We start from the raw sequence: 15,951 nt of genomic DNA, 5'->3' as shown, positions 1-15,951 counted from the left end.
AGAAAGCGCGCCATTATAGGGAGCGAAGGCACGCTTGTAAAGCCTTTGTGGGCGCGGTTTAAGGGAAGTTCCACCGGCGCGGGCGGCGTTAGGCCATGCCCTCGCCCTGCAGGCTGCGCCGCGCCACGCGCACGCCGCGCACCCCGGCCAGCACGGCCAGCAGGCGCTGCAATTGCTCCAGATCGCGCACTTCCACCGTGAGCCGCAGATCGGTGAGGCCGCCCCCACTCACCGCGTTCACCCCCAAGGGGTTGATCTTTTGCGCGGCGAGCGCCGCCAGCACATCGCGCAAAAGACCCGGGCGGTCGCTGCCCCGCACCAGAAGCTCCACCGCGTGCAGCGTATCCGCCCCGGTATCCCAGCTCGCCGCGAGCAGCCGGCCGTTGTCCCGGCCTTCGAGACGGCGCACGTTGGGGCAGTCCTGGCGATGCACGACGGCTCCCCGCGCCCGCGTAAGATAGGCGACGATGGGATCCGGCGGCACCGGCCGGCAGCATTTGCCGTAAGTCACGGGGAGGTTGCCCACACCTTCGATGAGGACATCGCTTCCGCCGCGCCTTGCCGGCTGCCGACGCGCAAGCGGCGGGCTTTCCCGCTGCGGGGCCTCGGTGAGACTGCGGATGGCCTGCTCCACCTGGATTTGCCGGTAATCGCCACGCCCCAGGGCGGCGAGAAAATCCTCCAGGCGGGAATGACCGAACTTCTGCGCAAGTTTCTCCTGGTTGATCCCGCCAACCCCAAGCCGGGTGAGCTCCCGTTCCAGCACCTCCCTGCCCTGGGCGACGTGCGCCTCGTGGTTTTGCGCGTTGAACCACTGGCGCACCTTGGCCCGCGCCCGCGCCGTGACGAGGTAGTCCGCCGACAGCCAGTCGCGGGAAGGCCCGCCCTGTCTAATGGTGAGGATTTCCACCCGCTGCGCGTTTCTGAGTTTGTAGTTGAGGGGCACGATTTGGCCATCCACCTTGGCGCCACGACAGCGATGCCCCAGCTCGGTGTGCACGGCGTAGGCGAAATCGAGGGGCGTGGCGCCCTGGGGAAGGTCGATCACCTTCCCCTGCGGGGTGAGCACATAGACCCGGTCCCGGAACAGCTCTGTCTTGAACTGCTCCACCCATTCGCCCGCATCACCGCCGCTGGCGGCCACCTCGTCCCGCCAGGCCAGGAGTTGGCGCAGCCACGCGATCTTTTCGTCGAAGCCCTGGCTGGGTCGGCTGCCTTCCTTGTAACGCCAGTGAGCGGCGACCCCGTACTCCGCATGGCGGTGCATTTCGTGGGTGCGAATCTGCACCTCCAGCGCCTTGCCCTCGGGACCGATCACCGCGGTGTGCAGGGAACGGTAGTCGTTGGCCTTGGGGTGGGCGATGTAATCGTCAAATTCGCCGGGAATGGGCTGCCACAGGCCGTGCACGACGCCGAGCACGGCGTAGCAGTCCTTGACGTCGTTGACCAGCACCCGCACTGCCCGCACGTCGTACACCTGTTCGAAATCGAGATTTTTAAGCTTCATCTTGCGCCAGATGCTGTAGATGTGCTTGGGACGGCCGGTGACTTCCGCGGCAATGCCGGCACGGGCCAGCTCCTCCCGCAGGATGTCGATGACGCGGGCGATGTATTGCTCGCGGTCGAGCCGCCGCTCATCCAGCAGCCGCGCAAGACGCCGGTAGAGCTCCGGCTCCAGGATGCGCAGGGCGAGGTCTTCCAGTTCCCACTTGAGCTGCCAGATGCCAAGACGGTTGGCGAGCGGCGCGAAAATCTCCTGCGCCTCCCGCGCCAGCCGGAGGCGGGAAGGGTGCTCGCTTTTGACCAGCTCCCGCAAAAGTTGTACCTGTTCGGCGAGGATGATGAGGACGACGCGGATGTCCTCCGCCATGGCCAGCAGCATCTTGCGCAGCGCTTCGGCCTGGCTTGCGGCAGCCTGCCCGCCCTCTTTCACCGTGAGGTCCATGCCAGCACGGTGCACCTGGCCCATGCGGCTCACCCCCTCGACGAGGCGCAGGATGTCACGACCCAGTTGCTCGCCGATGACCTCCGGCGCCACAAGACCCCTTTCCAGCGCCGGAGCGAGCAGGGCCGCCGCCACCGCCTGGTGGTCGAGCTGCAGCGCCGCAATCACATCGGCCACCGCCAGGGCATGCTGGAAAGTCTCGCCGCCCTCGGCCTCAGCGTAAGCCTGCCGCGCCAGCGCGAAGGCCGTGGCCAGCACCTCCCGCCCCGCCCCTTCGTAACCGTGGGCGGCAAGCCACGCTTCCGGCGAGGAAAGCGGGCCGGGCAAGGGTCTTCGAGCCGTGGAAACCATGATGGGATTATCCCAGAAGGGCGCAAGGGGCTGTGCTAGACTCGGCCGGTGAGACCGGTGCAAAGCCCCCCATGTTCCGCCGCTGCCTGCCCCTCTTCGTGTTTTTCCTTGTCAGCGCCTGGCTCGCGGCAACCCAGGCGTTTGCCGCCGATCGCCTGGTGCGCATCGGGGTGCTTGCCCACCGCGGCAAGGAGGAAGCCATCCGTGACTGGACGCCCACCGCCCACTACCTGACGCGGCAGATTCCCGGTTTCACCTTCGTCATCGTGCCCCTCACCAACGATGACATCGGTCCCGCGGTGGAATACCGGGAGGTGGAATTCGTCCTCACCAACCCGGGCTCCTACGCGGAGCTGGAATATCTCTATGGCATCACCCGCATCGCCACCCTGAAAAGCCCCACCCCCCACGGCGGCCTGAGCCGCTTCGGCGCCGTCATTTTCACCCGCGCCGACCGCAAGGACATCCGCACCCTGGCTGACCTGCGGGGCAAACGCTTCATGGCCGTGCACCCCAATGCCTTCGGCGGCTGGTGGCTGGCCTGGCGGGAGCTCAAACGCCAGGGCATCGAACCGGAGCGTGACCTGCGGGAACTCACCTTCTCCGGCTTTCCCCAGGACCAGATCGTCTATGCCGTGCGCGACGGCCGCACCGACGCCGGCACGGTGCGCACGGGTGTGCTGGAAAGCCTCGCCGCCGCCGGCCGCATCAACCTGCGGGAGTTGCGTATCCTCAACCCCCGCCAGGTGGAAGACTTCCCCTACCTGTTGAGCACCGAGCTCTATCCGGACTGGGCCTTCGCCGTTCTGCGCCACACCCCGGACGCGCTCGCCCAGCAGGTGGCCATTGCCCTGCTCAAAATGCCGCCCGACGACCCCGCAGCGCAGGCGGCCGGCTATTCGGAATGGACGGTCCCCCTCGACTATCACGCCGTCCATGAGCTCATGCGGGAGCTTTCCGTCGGCCCCTACAGCCGCAACGGCAAAACGGATTACGCCCGGCTGCTCAAGCAGAACCAGGGCTTGCTTGCCGGGCTTGGCCTCGTGCTCCTCGTGCTTGCCGCCGCCTATCTCTACACCCTGCGCGTCAACCGCCGGCTGCGGGCGGTGCAACGGCATCTCGAGGCGGAGATCGAACAACGCCGCCAATTCGAGGAGGCGCTGAAAAAAGCCCGCGACGAGCTTGAGCTCAAGGTGGCGGAGCGCACCGCAGAGCTGGAAAGAATCAACGAAGAGCTGGAAGCCCGCGTGGCGCGGCGCACCGCCCAACTGCTCAAGGCCATGCAGAAGCTGGAAGCCGGCATGCGCCGGCCGGGCAATGGTCAGTAAGGCGTTCAGGCGACGTTTTCCAGCCGCGCCGCACGCCGGCGTTCGTGTTCCTTGAGATGCCGCTTGCGCAGGCGGATGGACTGGGGCGTGATTTCCACCAGTTCGTCGTCCTCGATGAATTCCACCGCCGCCTCCAGGGTGAGCCGGATGGGTGGGGTGAGACGCACCGCCTCATCGTTGCCGGAAGCGCGGATGTTGGTGAGTTTCTTGCCTTTGATCGGATTCACCACCAGGTCGTTGTCGCGGTTGTGAATGCCGATGATCATGCCCTCGTAGAGCTTGTCACCGGGGCTCACAAACAAGCGGCCGCGGTCTTCCAGATTCCACAGGGCATAGGCAACCGCTTCGCCGTTTTCCTGGCTGATGAGCACCCCGTTGCGGCGGCCCGGGATGTCCCCCTTCACCGGCCCGTATTCGTCGAAGACGTGGGCCATGATGCCGGTGCCGCGCGTGAGCGTCATGAATTCGGCCTGGAAACCGATGAGACCCCGCACGGGAATCCGGTATTCCAGCCGCACGCGGCCATTGCCATCGGGCTGCATTTCCACGAGATCGCCACGCCGCCGTCCCAGCTCCTCCATCACCGCCCCCTGGTGCGCCTCCTCCACGTCGAGGGTCACGAGCTCATAGGGCTCGCATTTGACGCCGTCGATTTCCTTCATCACCGCCCGTGGCTTGCCCACGGCCAGTTCATAGCCCTCGCGGCGCATGGTCTCGAGGAGGATGGTCAGATGCAGCTCCCCCCGCCCGGAAACGAGGAAGACATCGGCATCGGCGCTGTCCTCCACCCGCAGCGCGACATTGGTGAGCAGCTCTTTGTGCAGCCGCTCCCGGATCTGCCGGCTGGTAACGAATCTGCCCTCGCTGCCCGCCAGGGGTGAGGTGTTGACCTGAAAGGTCATGGTGAGCGTCGGCTCGTCCACTTGCAGCAGGGGCAGCGGCCGCGGCGTTTCGCGATCGGTGATGGTGAGGCCAATGCCAATCTCCTCCAGCCCGGTGACGAGCACGATGTCGCCGGCCTCTGCCTCCTCCACCGGCACCCGCTCCAGGCCGCGGAAGCAAAACACCTGGTTGACGCGCCCCGGTTTCGCCACACCCCCGGGACCTGCCACCAGAGCCACCTGTTGTCCCGGACGCAGCCGTCCGTTGTTGATGCGCCCGACACCGATGCGGCCGACGTAATTGGAATAGGAAAGGGCGGCGATTTGCAGTTGCAGGGGTGCGTCGCGATCACCGCCCGGTGGTGGCACGTGTTGCAGCACCGTCTCCAGAAGCGGCCGCATGTCGGACGAAGGCCGGCGAGAATCGAGGGTGGCCTGGCCATGCAGGGCGGAGGCATAGACCACGGGGAAATCGAGCTGCGCCTCAGTGGCGCCAAGCCGGTCAAAGAGATCGAAGGTCTGGTTGACCACCCAGTCCGGACGGGCACCCGGCCGGTCCACCTTGTTGACGACGACGATGGGTGTAAGACCCAAAGCCAGCGCCTTCCTGGTCACGAAACGGGTCTGCGGCATGGGCCCTTCCACCGCATCCACCAGCAGCAGCACGCCATCCACCATGCCCAGCACCCGCTCCACCTCGCCGCCGAAATCGGCATGGCCCGGGGTATCGACGATGTTGATGTGCACACTTTGGTATTCGATGGCCACGTTCTTGGCAAGGATGGTGATGCCGCGTTCCCGTTCCAGGTCGTTGCTGTCCAGGACCCGCTCGCCCACCTGCTGATGGGCGGCAAAGATGCCCGCCTGTTGCAGCAGCTTGTCCACGAGCGTGGTCTTGCCGTGATCGACGTGGGCGATGATGGCGATGTTGCGAAGGGCGCGGGACATGGTATAGACCTGACTTTCGGCAAAGAAAGGGGCGTGATTCTAGCACGGCCGGGCAGAAGTCCCGTCGCGGCCAGCGCAGATTCCCTGCATTGACCCCGGACGGGACGGGTGCCAGAATGCCAGCCTCTTCCCGTGAGGCGCGCCATGCCGGACGCCGCAACATTGCACCGGATTCTGGTGCAGGCCCTGTGCGATCCCCGTTGTTATCCCCATCCGGTGGACCGGGTGGAGGTGGTGGAGACCCACGTCTCCAGTGTGCTGCTTGCCGGCGACTTTGCCTACAAGATCAAGAAGCCCTATGACCTGGGCTTCCTCGACTTCACCACCCTGGCCGCGCGCAAGCATTATTGCGAGGAGGAGCTGCGGTTAAACCGCCGCTTTTCGCCCGACCTCTACCTCGACGTGGTGCCCATCACCGGCCGCCATGAAGACCCGCAGCTCGGTGGATCGGGCCCGGTGATCGAATACGCCGTCCGGATGCGGCGCTTCCCCCCGGGGGCGCTGCTGCCGGAAGTCATGGCGCGCGGGGCGCTTTCCACCCGGCAGATCGAGGCGCTGGCGCGGGATGTGGCGGGGCTCCACGCCCAGTTCGCTATCGCCGGGCCGGACACCCCCTGGGGCGGTTTCGATCTGATCGCCGCCCAGGCGCGGCAGAACTTCGAACAGATTCAGCCGCTTCTCGTCACCGATCGCGAGCGGCAGGAGCTCAATGGGCTCGCCCACTGGACGCAGCGGGAGCTCATGCGCCTCGCTTCCGCCTTTGCCCAACGCAAGGCCCAGGGTTTCGTGCGGGAATGCCACGGCGACATGCACACCGGCAACATGGTGGTGATCGACGGCCGGATCCGCCTCTTCGACTGCATCGAGTTCAACGAATCCTTCCGCTGGATCGACGTCATGAGCGAAGCGGCCTTCCTGGTCATGGACCTGGAAAGCCACGGCCACCCGGAACTGGCGTGGCGCTTCCTCAATGTCTATCTGGAGGAAACCGGCGACTACGCCGGTCTTGCCGTGCTGCGCTATTACCTGGTCTTTCGCGCCGTGGTGCGCGCCAAGGTGGCGGCCTTTGCCGCCGCCCAGGCGAGCAGCGATGGGGGGCGGTGGAGCGCCTGGCAGACCTATGCCCACTACATGGACCTGGCGCGGCGGTTTTCCCAGCCCAGGCCACCGCTACTCATCGTCATGCACGGCCTGTCCGGGTCCGGCAAGAGCACGGTAGCGGCGCAACTCGCGGCGCAGCTCCCCGCCATCCGCGTCCGCTCCGACGTGGAACGCAAACGGCTGTTTGGGCTTGCCCCCCTGGCGCGAAGCCAGGGCCTTGACATTTACACGCCGGAAGCCACCCAGCGCACCTATGCGCGGTTGCATGAACTCGCCGCCGGCATCCTGGCGGCGGGGTTTTCCTGCATCCTGGACGCCACCTATCTCAAACGGGCGGAGCGCGATGGGGCACGCGCCGCCGCGGGCGGTCATCCCGTGGTCTTGCTCGCCTGCGAGGCGGCGCCCGAGGTCCTCGAACAGCGGGTGGCCGCCCGCCATGCCGCCGGCACCGACGCCGCGGAAGCGGACTTGCGCGTCCTCGCCCTGCAACGCCAATGGCGGCAGCCACCGGGGGAGGACGAAGCCGTGGTGCATCTTGCCACGGATGGCGCCTGGGACATCCCGACACTGCTCGCCGAGATCACGGCCCGGGCAAGACCGGCGTGAGTCGGCGGGCCCCGCCGCGGTTTTCTCACCTGCGAAGTGGGTGTGGCAAAGCGCTGCGGGATTGACCGGGGCAGGGTCAGTTCAGCTGGATGCGCTGGCCCCAGGGCACCGGGGCCTTGCCCTTCACCAGCCAGATGACGGGATATGGCGGTTCAGTTTTGGGGAACTCGCCTTCAGCGTCGGTGAAATAGACGAGCACGTCGGGGCGAAGCTGGTTTTGCTCCAGCCACTGAAACACCGGGCGGAAATCCGTGCCGCCGCCGCCCGTGAGGTTGCGGGGCAGCTCAAGCGGCTCCCAGACTTCGTAAACCCAGGGGCCGTTTTCGCACAGCTTGTCATCGCAGGCGTGCAACAGCACCCGGGCCCGAATCTGGCCCTTGATCACGTCCACTTCGGAGAGGAATTCCCGCAGCTCCTCGTCGTCGATGGAGCCGCTGGTATCCAGCACGACCACCACATCGATCATGCTGGAGGCGAGGCTAGGCAGGATGGCCTCCCCTTCGCGGCGGGAGGGCCGCTGGAAGCTGTAGTCGTCGCGGGCCGCGGTTTTCAGATAACGCGCAAGGAGCATGCGCCACGGCAGTTGCGGCTGCAGCAGATCATCCACCATGCGCATCAGGCTTCGCGAAAGCTTGCCCGCCATCGCCGCCTGCTGGGCGGCGGCGGCCAGACGCTGTTGCCATTGCCGAGCGAGTTCCTCTTTTTCCGTCTCGCTCAGGCCCTCGATCTCCGGCTCGCTTCCCGCCTGGTTCTGCTGGCGCGCCGCCTGCCCTGGTGATGCGCCCTGGCGGGACTGCGGCGGCGGCTTTTCACCTGCCGCCTGTCCCGGCCCTGCGCCCGCCTCTTCCTCCGCCTCGCCCCGGTCTGCGGCGGAGGAGCGATCCGGCCGCTTTTGCGAGCCGCTGCCGGATTCCCGATCATAGAGGTGGCTGTCGATGGTTTCCTCGTTGGGATCGGGGGGGATGAGGGGATAGATCTCCTCCGCGGTGAGACCATGGTATTCGGGATTCATGAGCACCCCGGGTGGGGGCTTGAGTCCCTCCTCCCACAGAATCAGATTCACCGCATGGTCGCAGGCCACATCCCAGCGTCTGATCTCCCGGTGCTGCCGGCGGGCGAAATGGGCGAGCGCACAATGCATGGCCTCGTGGGCCAGCATGAACTGGGTCTGCGCCAGCGACAGATGCCGGATGAAGCTGGGGTTGTAGTAGAAATACCGCGCGTCGGTGCCCGTGGAGCGGCACACCGAAGGATCCACGGCCTTGAGCTCCAGGTGCATGACCAGCGCCCCCAGGAAGGGCTTTTCCAGAATGAGCCGGGTGCGCGCGGCAGACAGTTTGGTCTGCAGCGCTTCCAGGTCGTCGGCGGGCTCGCTGGCGGGATTCATGGCGCTAGTGGTGGTCGTAGAGCATCAGGTCGGTGATACTGTTTGCCCATTCGGCGAATTCGGGCACGGCAAACAGCGGCTTGCCCACCGCCCGGTGCAGGTCGGTGACCAGCATCACCCCCATTTCCCGCTGGGGGAAGCGGCGCGCATAGCGGAGCACGTTGCCCAGAATGCGGTTGAACTCCGGCGTGCCCTTGGCCAGCACGGCGCGGCGCACCAGCGCCGCAGCCACGCCGTATTGCAAATCGATGCCGTTGGGCACATGGCTTTCCTCGCCGTTGACGATGGCATCGATGTCCGGCAACTGATCCATGCTGTCGATGAAGGCCTTCACCTCGACGCCCGCCACCGGCCCGACACAGGCTTCCAGCGTGTCGCGCAGCAGCTCGGGCATGTCACCGAATTTCTTCACCGCCCGGTGGGCAAACTCCCAGGAACGGGGTGAAGGAAACGCGATGGGATTGTGGGCCGGATCGAAACGGAACAGCAGGTCCGGCCGGAAGCGTAGGAAGGCGATGATGCGCGCATCGATGTCATTGGCATGGGCCCAGGCCACCCAGTCATCGAGATGCGCCTCCACCTCGTAGTGGGTGAAGCGGTTGGCAAGCGGCGCCGGCATGGTATAGGTCACCCCGCGGTCGCCCTGCCGGTTGCCGGCAGCGAAAATGGCCCAACCGTCGGGGATCATGTACTCGCCCAGGCGCCGGTCGAGAATGAGCTGGTAGGCGGCGGTGGAAACGGTGGGCGGAGCCGAAGTGATTTCGTCGAGGAAAAGGATGCCTGCGGGCCCGTGCCGTTTGGCATCCGGCAGCATGGCCGGCACGGCCCATTCCACATAGTCATCCTTGCGGAAGGGAATGCCCCGCAGATCGGTGGGCTCCATCTGCGACAGACGGATGTCGATCAGGGGCACGCCGTGTTTTTTGGCAATCTGGGCGATGATCTGTGATTTACCCACTCCGGGCGGCCCCCAGAGCATGACGGGCGTATGCTGGCCACTCAGGGTGGCCTTGAACTCCTGATCGAGGATGGCGGCGATATGGGCGGGACGCATCGATTCTCCAACAATGAACACACCCAACGGGATGGGCGGCGGGAAATTGTAACCGCAATTGCCGGTGCCTGGCGGAAAGCCCCTATGCCTTGTCCCGGATTTTTGCTAACGTTCCTGGCACGCCTCGCCGGACCCCGATGGCTTGCCGGCCCTCCTTACTTCCGCCACGAAAAGGGCCCCGGCACGACTGACGGTGACGTGGCGTCAAGCCGGGCCCTGACATGAACTTCTGCACTCAATGTGGCAATCGCGTGATCGTCACTGTGCCCACCGGTGACACCCTGCCGCGGCATGTGTGTCCCGCCTGCGGCACCATCCACTACCAGAACCCGAAAATGATCGTCGGCACCATTCCGGAATGGGAAGGCCGGATTCTTTTGTGCCGGCGTGCCATTGAGCCCCGGCAGGGATTGTGGACCCTGCCCGCCGGCTTCATGGAAAACGGCGAAACCACCGCCCAGGGCGCCGCCAGGGAAACCCTGGAGGAAGCCAACGCGCGGGTAGAGGTGGGGGAGCTCTTCAGTCTCTACAACCTGCCCCACATCAACCAGGTGTACCTGATGTTCCGCGCGCGGCTTCTGGATCTCCAGTTTGCGCCCGGCGCGGAAAGTCTGGAAGTCGCCCTCTTCGAGGAGAAGGACGTGCCCTGGCATAAGCTCGCCTTCGCCACCGTGGAGGCGACCCTGCGCGCCTATTTCCAGGACCGCCGGGAGGGTCATTTCCGCTTCCACATGGCCGACATCGGGCCCGCGCCGCGGAAATCATGAAAAGCCGGCATCCCTGGGGAAACAGGCTTACGCCTCCTCGTCCACCGCGCCCATCGGGGAGGCACCGCTGGGCTGGGGAAGAAGCGAATCGCCCGCTGCCTCAGCGGGGCAGCGCCATGGCAGCCAGGATTTTCATGGTCGCCGCAAGCCCCTCCTCGTAGAGGCGCACGAAATGGGGCGCGAAATACGGCAAAGCCAGGAGCAGCACGGCAAAGCCAGCAATCAGCGTCAACGGAAAACCCACGGCGAAGAGGTTGAGCTGGGGCGAGGCCCGGCTCATCACCCCCATGGCCACGTTGACGATAAGCAGCGCCGCCACCACCGGCAGTGACAACAGCACGCCCAGCGCAAAAACCTGCCCACCGGCAACAGCCAGGGCGTAGAACCCCTTGGCCAGAAGGGGCGTGGTGGAGATGGGCAATAGACGGAAGCTTTCCACCAGCGCGGCAATGACCATCAGGTGGCCGTCGATGGCGAAGAAAACCAGAATGGCGACAAGCCCCGTGAACTGGCCCAGCACCGGAACCTGCGCCGAATTCTGGGGATCGTAGAAGATCGCAAAACCCAGACCCATGCTGAGACCGGCGATGGAACCCGCCATCTCCACCGCCGCCAGCATGAGCCGCATGGCAAACCCCATGGAGAGCCCGATCAGAACCTGCTGCAGCGCGATCAGCAACCCCTGCGCCGAGGCAAGCGCCACCGCCGGTGGCGGCGGCAGCATGGGAGCCAAAAGCACCGCGAGCAGCAAGGCGAAGGCCAGGCGTGCGCGCAGGGGGATGGCGCGATGGCCCAGCAGCGGCTCGGACACCAACAACGCGGCAACGCGCAGGAAAGGCCAGAAAAAAGCCGCGATCCAGGCCTCGAGTTGGCCGCTGGTGAAGCTCAACATCCTCTGCCGGGGCGCGGGGCGTTAACGGATGATTTCCGGGATGCTGGCAAACAGTCGCGTCATGTAGTCGGTCATGATCTGGAGCATCCACGGCCCGGCGAGGATCATGACGACGAACATGACGAGGAGTTTGGGGATAAAAGACAAAGTCATTTCGTTTATGGAGGTGGCGGCCTGGAAAATGCTCACCAGAAGACCGGTGACCAGCGCCGCAAGAAGCAGGGGCGCGCCCACCAGGATGGTGACCTCCAGTGCCTGCTGGCCAATCGCGATCACGGTATCTGCGGTCATCATGGGTTGAAACTCCGTACCAGCGAAGCCAGCAGCAAGCCCCAGCCATCCACCAGCACGAACAGCATGAGCTTGAAGGGCAGGGAAATGAGCACCGGCGACAGCATCATCATGCCCATGGACATGAGCACACTGGCCACCACCATGTCGATGATGAGGAAAGGAATGAACACCAGAAAACCGATCTGGAACGCAGTCTTGAGCTCACTGGTGACGTAAGCGGGAATGAGGATTTTCATCGGCACCGCCTCCGGTCCCGGCATGGGTCCCACCTTGGCCAACTTGGCGAAGAGGGCGAGATCCTCCTGCCGCACCTGGGCAAGCATGAAGCGCTTCAGGGGCTCGGCGCCCTTTTGCACCGCTTCTTCGAAGGAGAGGCGGTTTTCGGCGAAGGGTTGGTAGGCATCCACATAAATCCGCTCGAAAACCGGCGCCATGATGAAGAAAGTGAGAAAGAGGGCAATGCCGACGATGACCTGGTTGGGCGGCGTCTGCACGGTGCCGATCGCCTGCCGCAGCAAAGACAGCACGATGACGATGCGCAGAAAAGAGGTCGTCATCAACAAGAGACTGGGCAGGAACGTGAGCGAGGCGATGAGGATCAGCGTCTGCACGCTGAGGGTGTAGGTCTGGCCGCCGCCGGGCGCGGGCGTGCTGGTGAAGGCGGGTAGACCCGCCTGGGCAAAAGCCTCCCCCGCCACAAACAGAAAGGGGACAACCAAGACGAGCAGGACTTTCAGGCAACGCATGGGATTCAGTCGCGGCGCCCGGCCAGCATCGCTTTCAGACGGTGAGCGAAAGGGGAGGTCTGCGTGGTGGCTTCGACTTCCCCCGCATTTTCCGGGCGCGGCATGGCATGCACGGCACTCACGCGGCCCGGCGCCACTCCCACCACCAGCCAGGTTTCGCCAATCTCCACCAGCAGCAGGCGCTCCCGCGGTCCCACCGCCACGCCTCCCAGCACCCGCATGGCCCCACCGGCGCCCAAGGGGGTGGGACCGAAGCGGCGCAAAAGCCAGGCCGTGCCCAGGATGGCGGCGACCACCACGGCCAGGGCGATCAGCATCTGCAAAACGGGGAAAACGGCAGCCGCGGCTGTGGCTGGTGCCTCCGCCGCCGCCAAAGGGGTGGCAACGAGCGCCAGGCCGAGCGCGCCAAGACAACGGATCATCGCTGGAGTTTGCGGATGCGCTCGGCGGGGGTAATGATGTCGGTGAGACGAATGCCGAATTTGTCGTTGACCACGACCACTTCGCCCTGGGCGATGAGGCAGCCGTTGACCAGCACATCCATGGGCTCACCGGCCAGCCCGTCCAGCTCCACCACGGAGCCCTGGGCAAGCTGCAGCAGATTGCGGATGGAGATTTTGGTGCGTCCCAGCTCCACGGTGAGCTTCACCGGGATGTCCAGGATCATGTCCAGGTTGTTGGCCGCCGGCTGGGCTGCAGGCCCGACGTTGTCGAACACAGGCATCTGCGCCGGCTTGGCGGCCTCCGCCTGGGCCTGTTCGGCGAGCGCCGCGGCCCACTCATCCCCGCCGCCTGCTGCCTTTTCCTGTTCGGCCAGGGCGGCGGCCCAGTCGTCCGCAGTGATTTCGCTCTTCGCTTCGTCTTCTGCCATTGCCGCCTCCCCGGAAAGCCTCAGCTTTCCGTGCCGCTCACGATGCGTTTCACCTTCAGCGCATACTGGCCGTTATGCACCCCGTACTGGCATTCCAGCACCGGAACGCCATCCACCTCGGCCAGCACCGCTTCGGGCACGTCGAGGGAGAGCACATCCCCCACCTTGAGGTTGAGGATGTCCCGCAGGGTGACGGAAGCCGAACCGAGATTGGCCACCAGCTCCACCTCCGCCTCCTGAATCTGCCGGGTCATGAGGCGCAGCCAGCGCTCGTCCACCTCCAGCCGCTCCCCCTGCATGGTGCTGCTCAGAATATCACGAATGGGTTCGATCATGGCATAGGGGGTGCAGATGTGGAAATCGCCCCCACCCTCCCCCAGTTCGATGTTGAAGGTGGTCACCACCACCACCTCGCTGGGCGTGGCCACGTTGGCGAACTGGGGGTTCATCTCCGAACGCACGTATTCGAATTCCACGGGATAGACGGGCTCCCAGCATTTCCTGTACTCACTCATCGCCATCTCCAGCATGCGCTGGATGACGCGTTGCTCGGTGGGGGTGAAATCCCGCCCCTCCACCCGCACGTGGAAGCGGCCGTCGCCGCCAAAGAGGTTGTCCACCACCAGGAAAACCAGATTGGGATCGAAGATGAACAGCCCCGTACCCCGCAGCGGTTTGAAGCGCACCAGGTTGAGATTGGTGGGCACGACCAGGTTGCGCATGAATTCGCTGTATTTCATGACCTTGACCGGGCTCACCGCAATCTCGGCACTGCGGCGCATGAAGTTATAAAGCCCGATGCGTAGGTTGCGGGCGAAGCGCTCGTTGATGATCTCCAGCGTGGGCATGCGCCCACGCACGATGCGCTCCTGCTTGCCGATGTCATAGGGGCGGATGCCGCCCTCTTCCTCGGCCGGCTTTTCCTCCTCGGTTTCGCCGAGCACGCCCTTGAGCAGGGCGTCCACTTCGTCTTGGGAGAGGATTTCCTCGGCCATGGAGGTTCGTCACTGAATCACGAAGGCACTGAAATACACGGCCAGCACCCCCTGTTTCGGGTCCTTCACGCCGAGGATCTGGTTGATCTGGGTGACCAGCTCCGTGGCGAGTTTCTGCTTGCCCTCCACGGGTGCGAGCTCTTCGGCGGTCTTGCTGGACAAAAGCAGCAGCGTGGCATTGCGGATCTGCGGCATGCGCAGTTTGACCTGCTCGATGACCTTTTCGTTGGCCACTTGCAAGTCCACCTCCGCCTGCAGATAGTGATCCTCACCGTCCGCCCCCCGCTGCAGGTTGACGGTGAACTGGTCGAGACGGGTGAACACCGGGGGCTTTTCCACCTCCTGCTTGTGTTCCCCTTCATGGCTGCCCCCCTTGCCCCCGGCAAGGAACCACCACGCGGCGCCGCCTGCGCCGGCGAGCACCAGCGCGATGACGATGATGAGGAGGAGTTTGCTTTTTTTCTTTGGTGCCGCCTCGCCGGCTTCTGCGGGCGGCGGAGCATTCTTCGCCTGGGCCATGAGCTTCCTCGCAATGCGGCCGCAGCCGCGGCCTTGCAGGCTTTATAACCGCAAAACCACGGTGGATCAAGTAGTTTGCGAGGGGATTTTAGGCAGTTTGTCAGTTTCCGGACAGAAACTCATGAGGGGCTTCGCCCTTTGGCCGCACAAGCCCAGCGGTCCAAGGCGTGTTTTTTCGCGCAAGCGCCTCAGGCGAAGACATCCACCAGCCCTTCCCCTTTCCGCCAGGGAGGAAGGGCGCCCCCCAGCGGGATGAGGCCGGGGGCGGACTGCGCGGCGCGGTGCGCCTCGTCCTCCCCGTGGCGCTGGCCGCCGAAGGACTGGGCAGCCACATCCACGTTGCCTAGGGTGAGGCCGCTTTCCGCGAACATCTCCCGCAGGCGGGGCAGCGCCGCCTCGATGGCCTCCCGCACGGCGGCATGGGGCGAGACGAAGGTCATGCTGGCCTGGTCCTGATTGAGGCTCAGGCGAATCTCGATGGGCCCCAGTTGCGGTGGAGTGACCTGGATCTGGGCAAGGGACTGCTCCTCGCGGGCAAGCCACACCACCTTCTGGGCGAATTCGGCTCCCCACTGGGCGCTGCCCACCGGCGCCGCGACGGCCGCAGCAGCCGGCATCTCAGGGCGCACCGGCCCGCCGGCATGGGCTGTCGCCGCCATGGAGGGGGGAAGCCCTTCCGCCCGCGCGGGGACCTCGAGGGGGGAAGCCGGAGTCTTCGTCGCGACGAGGGCCAAACCGGAAGCCGAATCCCCCCCAGCCAAAGACGTGGGCAAGGCGCCCTCGCCCCCCTCCGGCGGCAGCTTGGACAAGGCGGCGGCAAGTTTTGCCGGCAGACCGGCAGGATCGGGCGCGACCAACGGGGAAGCTTCCGCCTTCACCCAATCCCCCTCGAGGCGCGCCGGCGCCTTGTCGGCTGCGGCATGGGCGGGCGGCAGGAGGGGCGCAACAGGCAGCGGCAACTCCGCCGGCACCGCCCCTTGGCCGGTCATCACCCCTTCCTCCGCTTCCGCCTTTTCCCCTTCCTCCGCCCTTGGGGACAAAGGGCTTGCGCCCAGGGCCACCGGGGCAGCATCGGCGGCAAGCTGGCGGGCAAGCAGAAGGGGGAAATCTGCCTCCATCGCCCCCTGCGTCGGGGCGGCGGGCGGCGCGGCTGGCAAGGCGGCAGCCGCCTGAACCACGGTGATATGGGAAGCCACAGGGCCTGACATGGAAACGCCTCCTTGGAATGCCGGGACACCGCCAATCAAGCAAGCGGTGTGCCAAGGG

15 protein-coding genes are annotated in these 15,951 nt (G+C 65.4%); 3 read left to right on the top strand and 12 right to left on the bottom strand.

The genetic code is table 11. The features are described from left to right. Window positions 1-88: 88 nt before the first annotated feature. On the bottom strand, window positions 89-2,272 hold the full coding sequence (locus tag K6T56_02750; protein MCL6555264.1) for a bifunctional (p)ppGpp synthetase/guanosine-3',5'-bis(diphosphate) 3'-pyrophosphohydrolase: 2,184 nt from the start codon (window positions 2,270-2,272) through the stop codon (window positions 89-91). Window positions 2,273-2,367: 95 nt separating this feature from the next. Between K6T56_02750 and K6T56_02745 the strand changes: the two genes are divergently transcribed. Further along, on the top strand, window positions 2,368-3,624 hold the full coding sequence (locus tag K6T56_02745; protein ID MCL6555263.1) for a PhnD/SsuA/transferrin family substrate-binding protein: 1,257 nt from the start codon (window positions 2,368-2,370) through the stop codon (window positions 3,622-3,624). A 5-nt stretch (window positions 3,625-3,629) separates the two neighbouring features. Here K6T56_02745 and typA read toward each other — a convergent pair whose 3' ends face one another. Then, window positions 3,630-5,453 (bottom strand): translational GTPase TypA, encoded by a 1,824-nt coding sequence (gene typA, locus K6T56_02740; GenBank protein ID MCL6555262.1) that lies wholly within the window; start codon window positions 5,451-5,453, stop codon window positions 3,630-3,632. A 144-nt stretch (window positions 5,454-5,597) separates the two neighbouring features. Here typA and K6T56_02735 point away from each other — a divergent pair, with 144 nt between their 5' ends. Then, window positions 5,598-7,160: an AAA family ATPase gene (locus tag K6T56_02735; GenBank protein MCL6555261.1), complete on the top strand. Its 1,563-nt coding sequence runs from the start codon at window positions 5,598-5,600 to the stop codon at window positions 7,158-7,160. Window positions 7,161-7,236: 76 nt separating this feature from the next. On the opposite strand, the gene K6T56_02730 is transcribed toward K6T56_02735, so the two are convergent. After that, on the bottom strand, window positions 7,237-8,547 hold the full coding sequence (locus tag K6T56_02730) for a VWA-like domain-containing protein (protein MCL6555260.1): 1,311 nt from the start codon (window positions 8,545-8,547) through the stop codon (window positions 7,237-7,239). A gap of 4 nt (window positions 8,548-8,551) precedes the next feature. Then, window positions 8,552-9,601: an AAA family ATPase gene (locus K6T56_02725; protein MCL6555259.1), complete on the bottom strand. Its 1,050-nt coding sequence runs from the start codon at window positions 9,599-9,601 to the stop codon at window positions 8,552-8,554. Window positions 9,602-9,822: 221 nt separating this feature from the next. On the opposite strand from K6T56_02725, the gene K6T56_02720 reads away from it, so the two are divergent. Next, complete coding sequence (locus K6T56_02720) at window positions 9,823-10,368, top strand: NUDIX hydrolase (protein MCL6555258.1); 546 nt, start codon at window positions 9,823-9,825, stop codon at window positions 10,366-10,368. A gap of 100 nt (window positions 10,369-10,468) precedes the next feature. On the opposite strand, the gene fliR is transcribed toward K6T56_02720, so the two are convergent. From fliR to K6T56_02680, 8 genes are all read right to left on the bottom strand, one after another. Next, window positions 10,469-11,260, bottom strand: a complete 792-nt coding sequence (gene fliR, locus K6T56_02715; protein ID MCL6555257.1) for a flagellar biosynthetic protein FliR — start codon at window positions 11,258-11,260, stop codon at window positions 10,469-10,471. A gap of 21 nt (window positions 11,261-11,281) precedes the next feature. Next, window positions 11,282-11,551, bottom strand: coding sequence for a flagellar biosynthesis protein FliQ (fliQ, locus tag K6T56_02710; GenBank protein MCL6555256.1), 270 nt, complete (start codon window positions 11,549-11,551; stop codon window positions 11,282-11,284). Continuing rightward, window positions 11,551-12,300, bottom strand: a complete 750-nt coding sequence (gene fliP / locus K6T56_02705) for a flagellar type III secretion system pore protein FliP (GenBank protein ID MCL6555255.1) — start codon at window positions 12,298-12,300, stop codon at window positions 11,551-11,553. Before fliP ends, fliQ begins: the two co-directional genes overlap by 1 nt. A 5-nt stretch (window positions 12,301-12,305) precedes the next feature. After that, a complete protein-coding gene (gene fliO, locus K6T56_02700; GenBank protein ID MCL6555254.1) occupies window positions 12,306-12,722 on the bottom strand; it encodes a flagellar biosynthetic protein FliO in 417 nt (138 codons plus the stop codon). Beyond that, window positions 12,719-13,171, bottom strand: a complete 453-nt coding sequence (fliN, locus tag K6T56_02695; GenBank protein MCL6555253.1) for a flagellar motor switch protein FliN — start codon at window positions 13,169-13,171, stop codon at window positions 12,719-12,721. Before fliN ends, fliO begins: the two co-directional genes overlap by 4 nt. A gap of 20 nt (window positions 13,172-13,191) precedes the next feature. After that, the gene (gene fliM, locus K6T56_02690) at window positions 13,192-14,166 is read right to left on the bottom strand and encodes a flagellar motor switch protein FliM (protein ID MCL6555252.1); all 975 of its coding nucleotides are present in this window, start codon (window positions 14,164-14,166) and stop codon (window positions 13,192-13,194) included. 9 nt (window positions 14,167-14,175) lie between these two features. Beyond that, on the bottom strand, window positions 14,176-14,685 hold the full coding sequence (gene fliL / locus K6T56_02685; protein ID MCL6555251.1) for a flagellar basal body-associated protein FliL: 510 nt from the start codon (window positions 14,683-14,685) through the stop codon (window positions 14,176-14,178). Window positions 14,686-14,873: 188 nt separating this feature from the next. After that, the gene (locus tag K6T56_02680) at window positions 14,874-15,893 is read right to left on the bottom strand and encodes a flagellar hook-length control protein FliK (GenBank protein MCL6555250.1); all 1,020 of its coding nucleotides are present in this window, start codon (window positions 15,891-15,893) and stop codon (window positions 14,874-14,876) included. Window positions 15,894-15,951: the final 58 nt, after the last annotated feature.

The organism is Burkholderiales bacterium, assembly GCA_023511995.1.
In the GTDB taxonomy this organism is placed as follows: Bacteria; Pseudomonadota; Gammaproteobacteria; order Burkholderiales; family Thiobacteraceae; genus Thiobacter.
This window is presented reverse-complemented; position numbering and strand designations above follow the sequence as displayed.

What these genes read in the sequence shown, in the direction of transcription:
- typA (MCL6555262.1), bottom strand. Translation starts at nt 5,453, where the DNA reads ATGTCCCGCGCCCTTCGCAACATCGCCATCATCGCCCACGTCGATCAC.
- K6T56_02680 (MCL6555250.1), bottom strand. Translation starts at nt 15,893, where the DNA reads ATGTCAGGCCCTGTGGCTTCCCATATCACCGTGGTTCAGGCGGCTGCC.
- fliL (MCL6555251.1), bottom strand. Translation starts at nt 14,685, where the DNA reads ATGGCCCAGGCGAAGAATGCTCCGCCGCCCGCAGAAGCCGGCGAGGCG.
- K6T56_02730 (MCL6555260.1), bottom strand. Translation starts at nt 8,547, where the DNA reads ATGAATCCCGCCAGCGAGCCCGCCGACGACCTGGAAGCGCTGCAGACC.
- fliN (MCL6555253.1), bottom strand. Translation starts at nt 13,171, where the DNA reads ATGGCAGAAGACGAAGCGAAGAGCGAAATCACTGCGGACGACTGGGCC.
- fliR (MCL6555257.1), bottom strand. Translation starts at nt 11,260, where the DNA reads ATGTTGAGCTTCACCAGCGGCCAACTCGAGGCCTGGATCGCGGCTTTT.
- fliQ (MCL6555256.1), bottom strand. Translation starts at nt 11,551, where the DNA reads ATGACCGCAGATACCGTGATCGCGATTGGCCAGCAGGCACTGGAGGTC.
- fliM (MCL6555252.1), bottom strand. Translation starts at nt 14,166, where the DNA reads ATGGCCGAGGAAATCCTCTCCCAAGACGAAGTGGACGCCCTGCTCAAG.
- K6T56_02720 (MCL6555258.1), top strand. Translation starts at nt 9,823, where the DNA reads ATGAACTTCTGCACTCAATGTGGCAATCGCGTGATCGTCACTGTGCCC.
- K6T56_02725 (MCL6555259.1), bottom strand. Translation starts at nt 9,601, where the DNA reads ATGCGTCCCGCCCATATCGCCGCCATCCTCGATCAGGAGTTCAAGGCC.
- K6T56_02745 (MCL6555263.1), top strand. Translation starts at nt 2,368, where the DNA reads ATGTTCCGCCGCTGCCTGCCCCTCTTCGTGTTTTTCCTTGTCAGCGCC.
- K6T56_02735 (MCL6555261.1), top strand. Translation starts at nt 5,598, where the DNA reads ATGCCGGACGCCGCAACATTGCACCGGATTCTGGTGCAGGCCCTGTGC.
- fliO (MCL6555254.1), bottom strand. Translation starts at nt 12,722, where the DNA reads ATGATCCGTTGTCTTGGCGCGCTCGGCCTGGCGCTCGTTGCCACCCCT.
- fliP (MCL6555255.1), bottom strand. Translation starts at nt 12,300, where the DNA reads ATGCGTTGCCTGAAAGTCCTGCTCGTCTTGGTTGTCCCCTTTCTGTTT.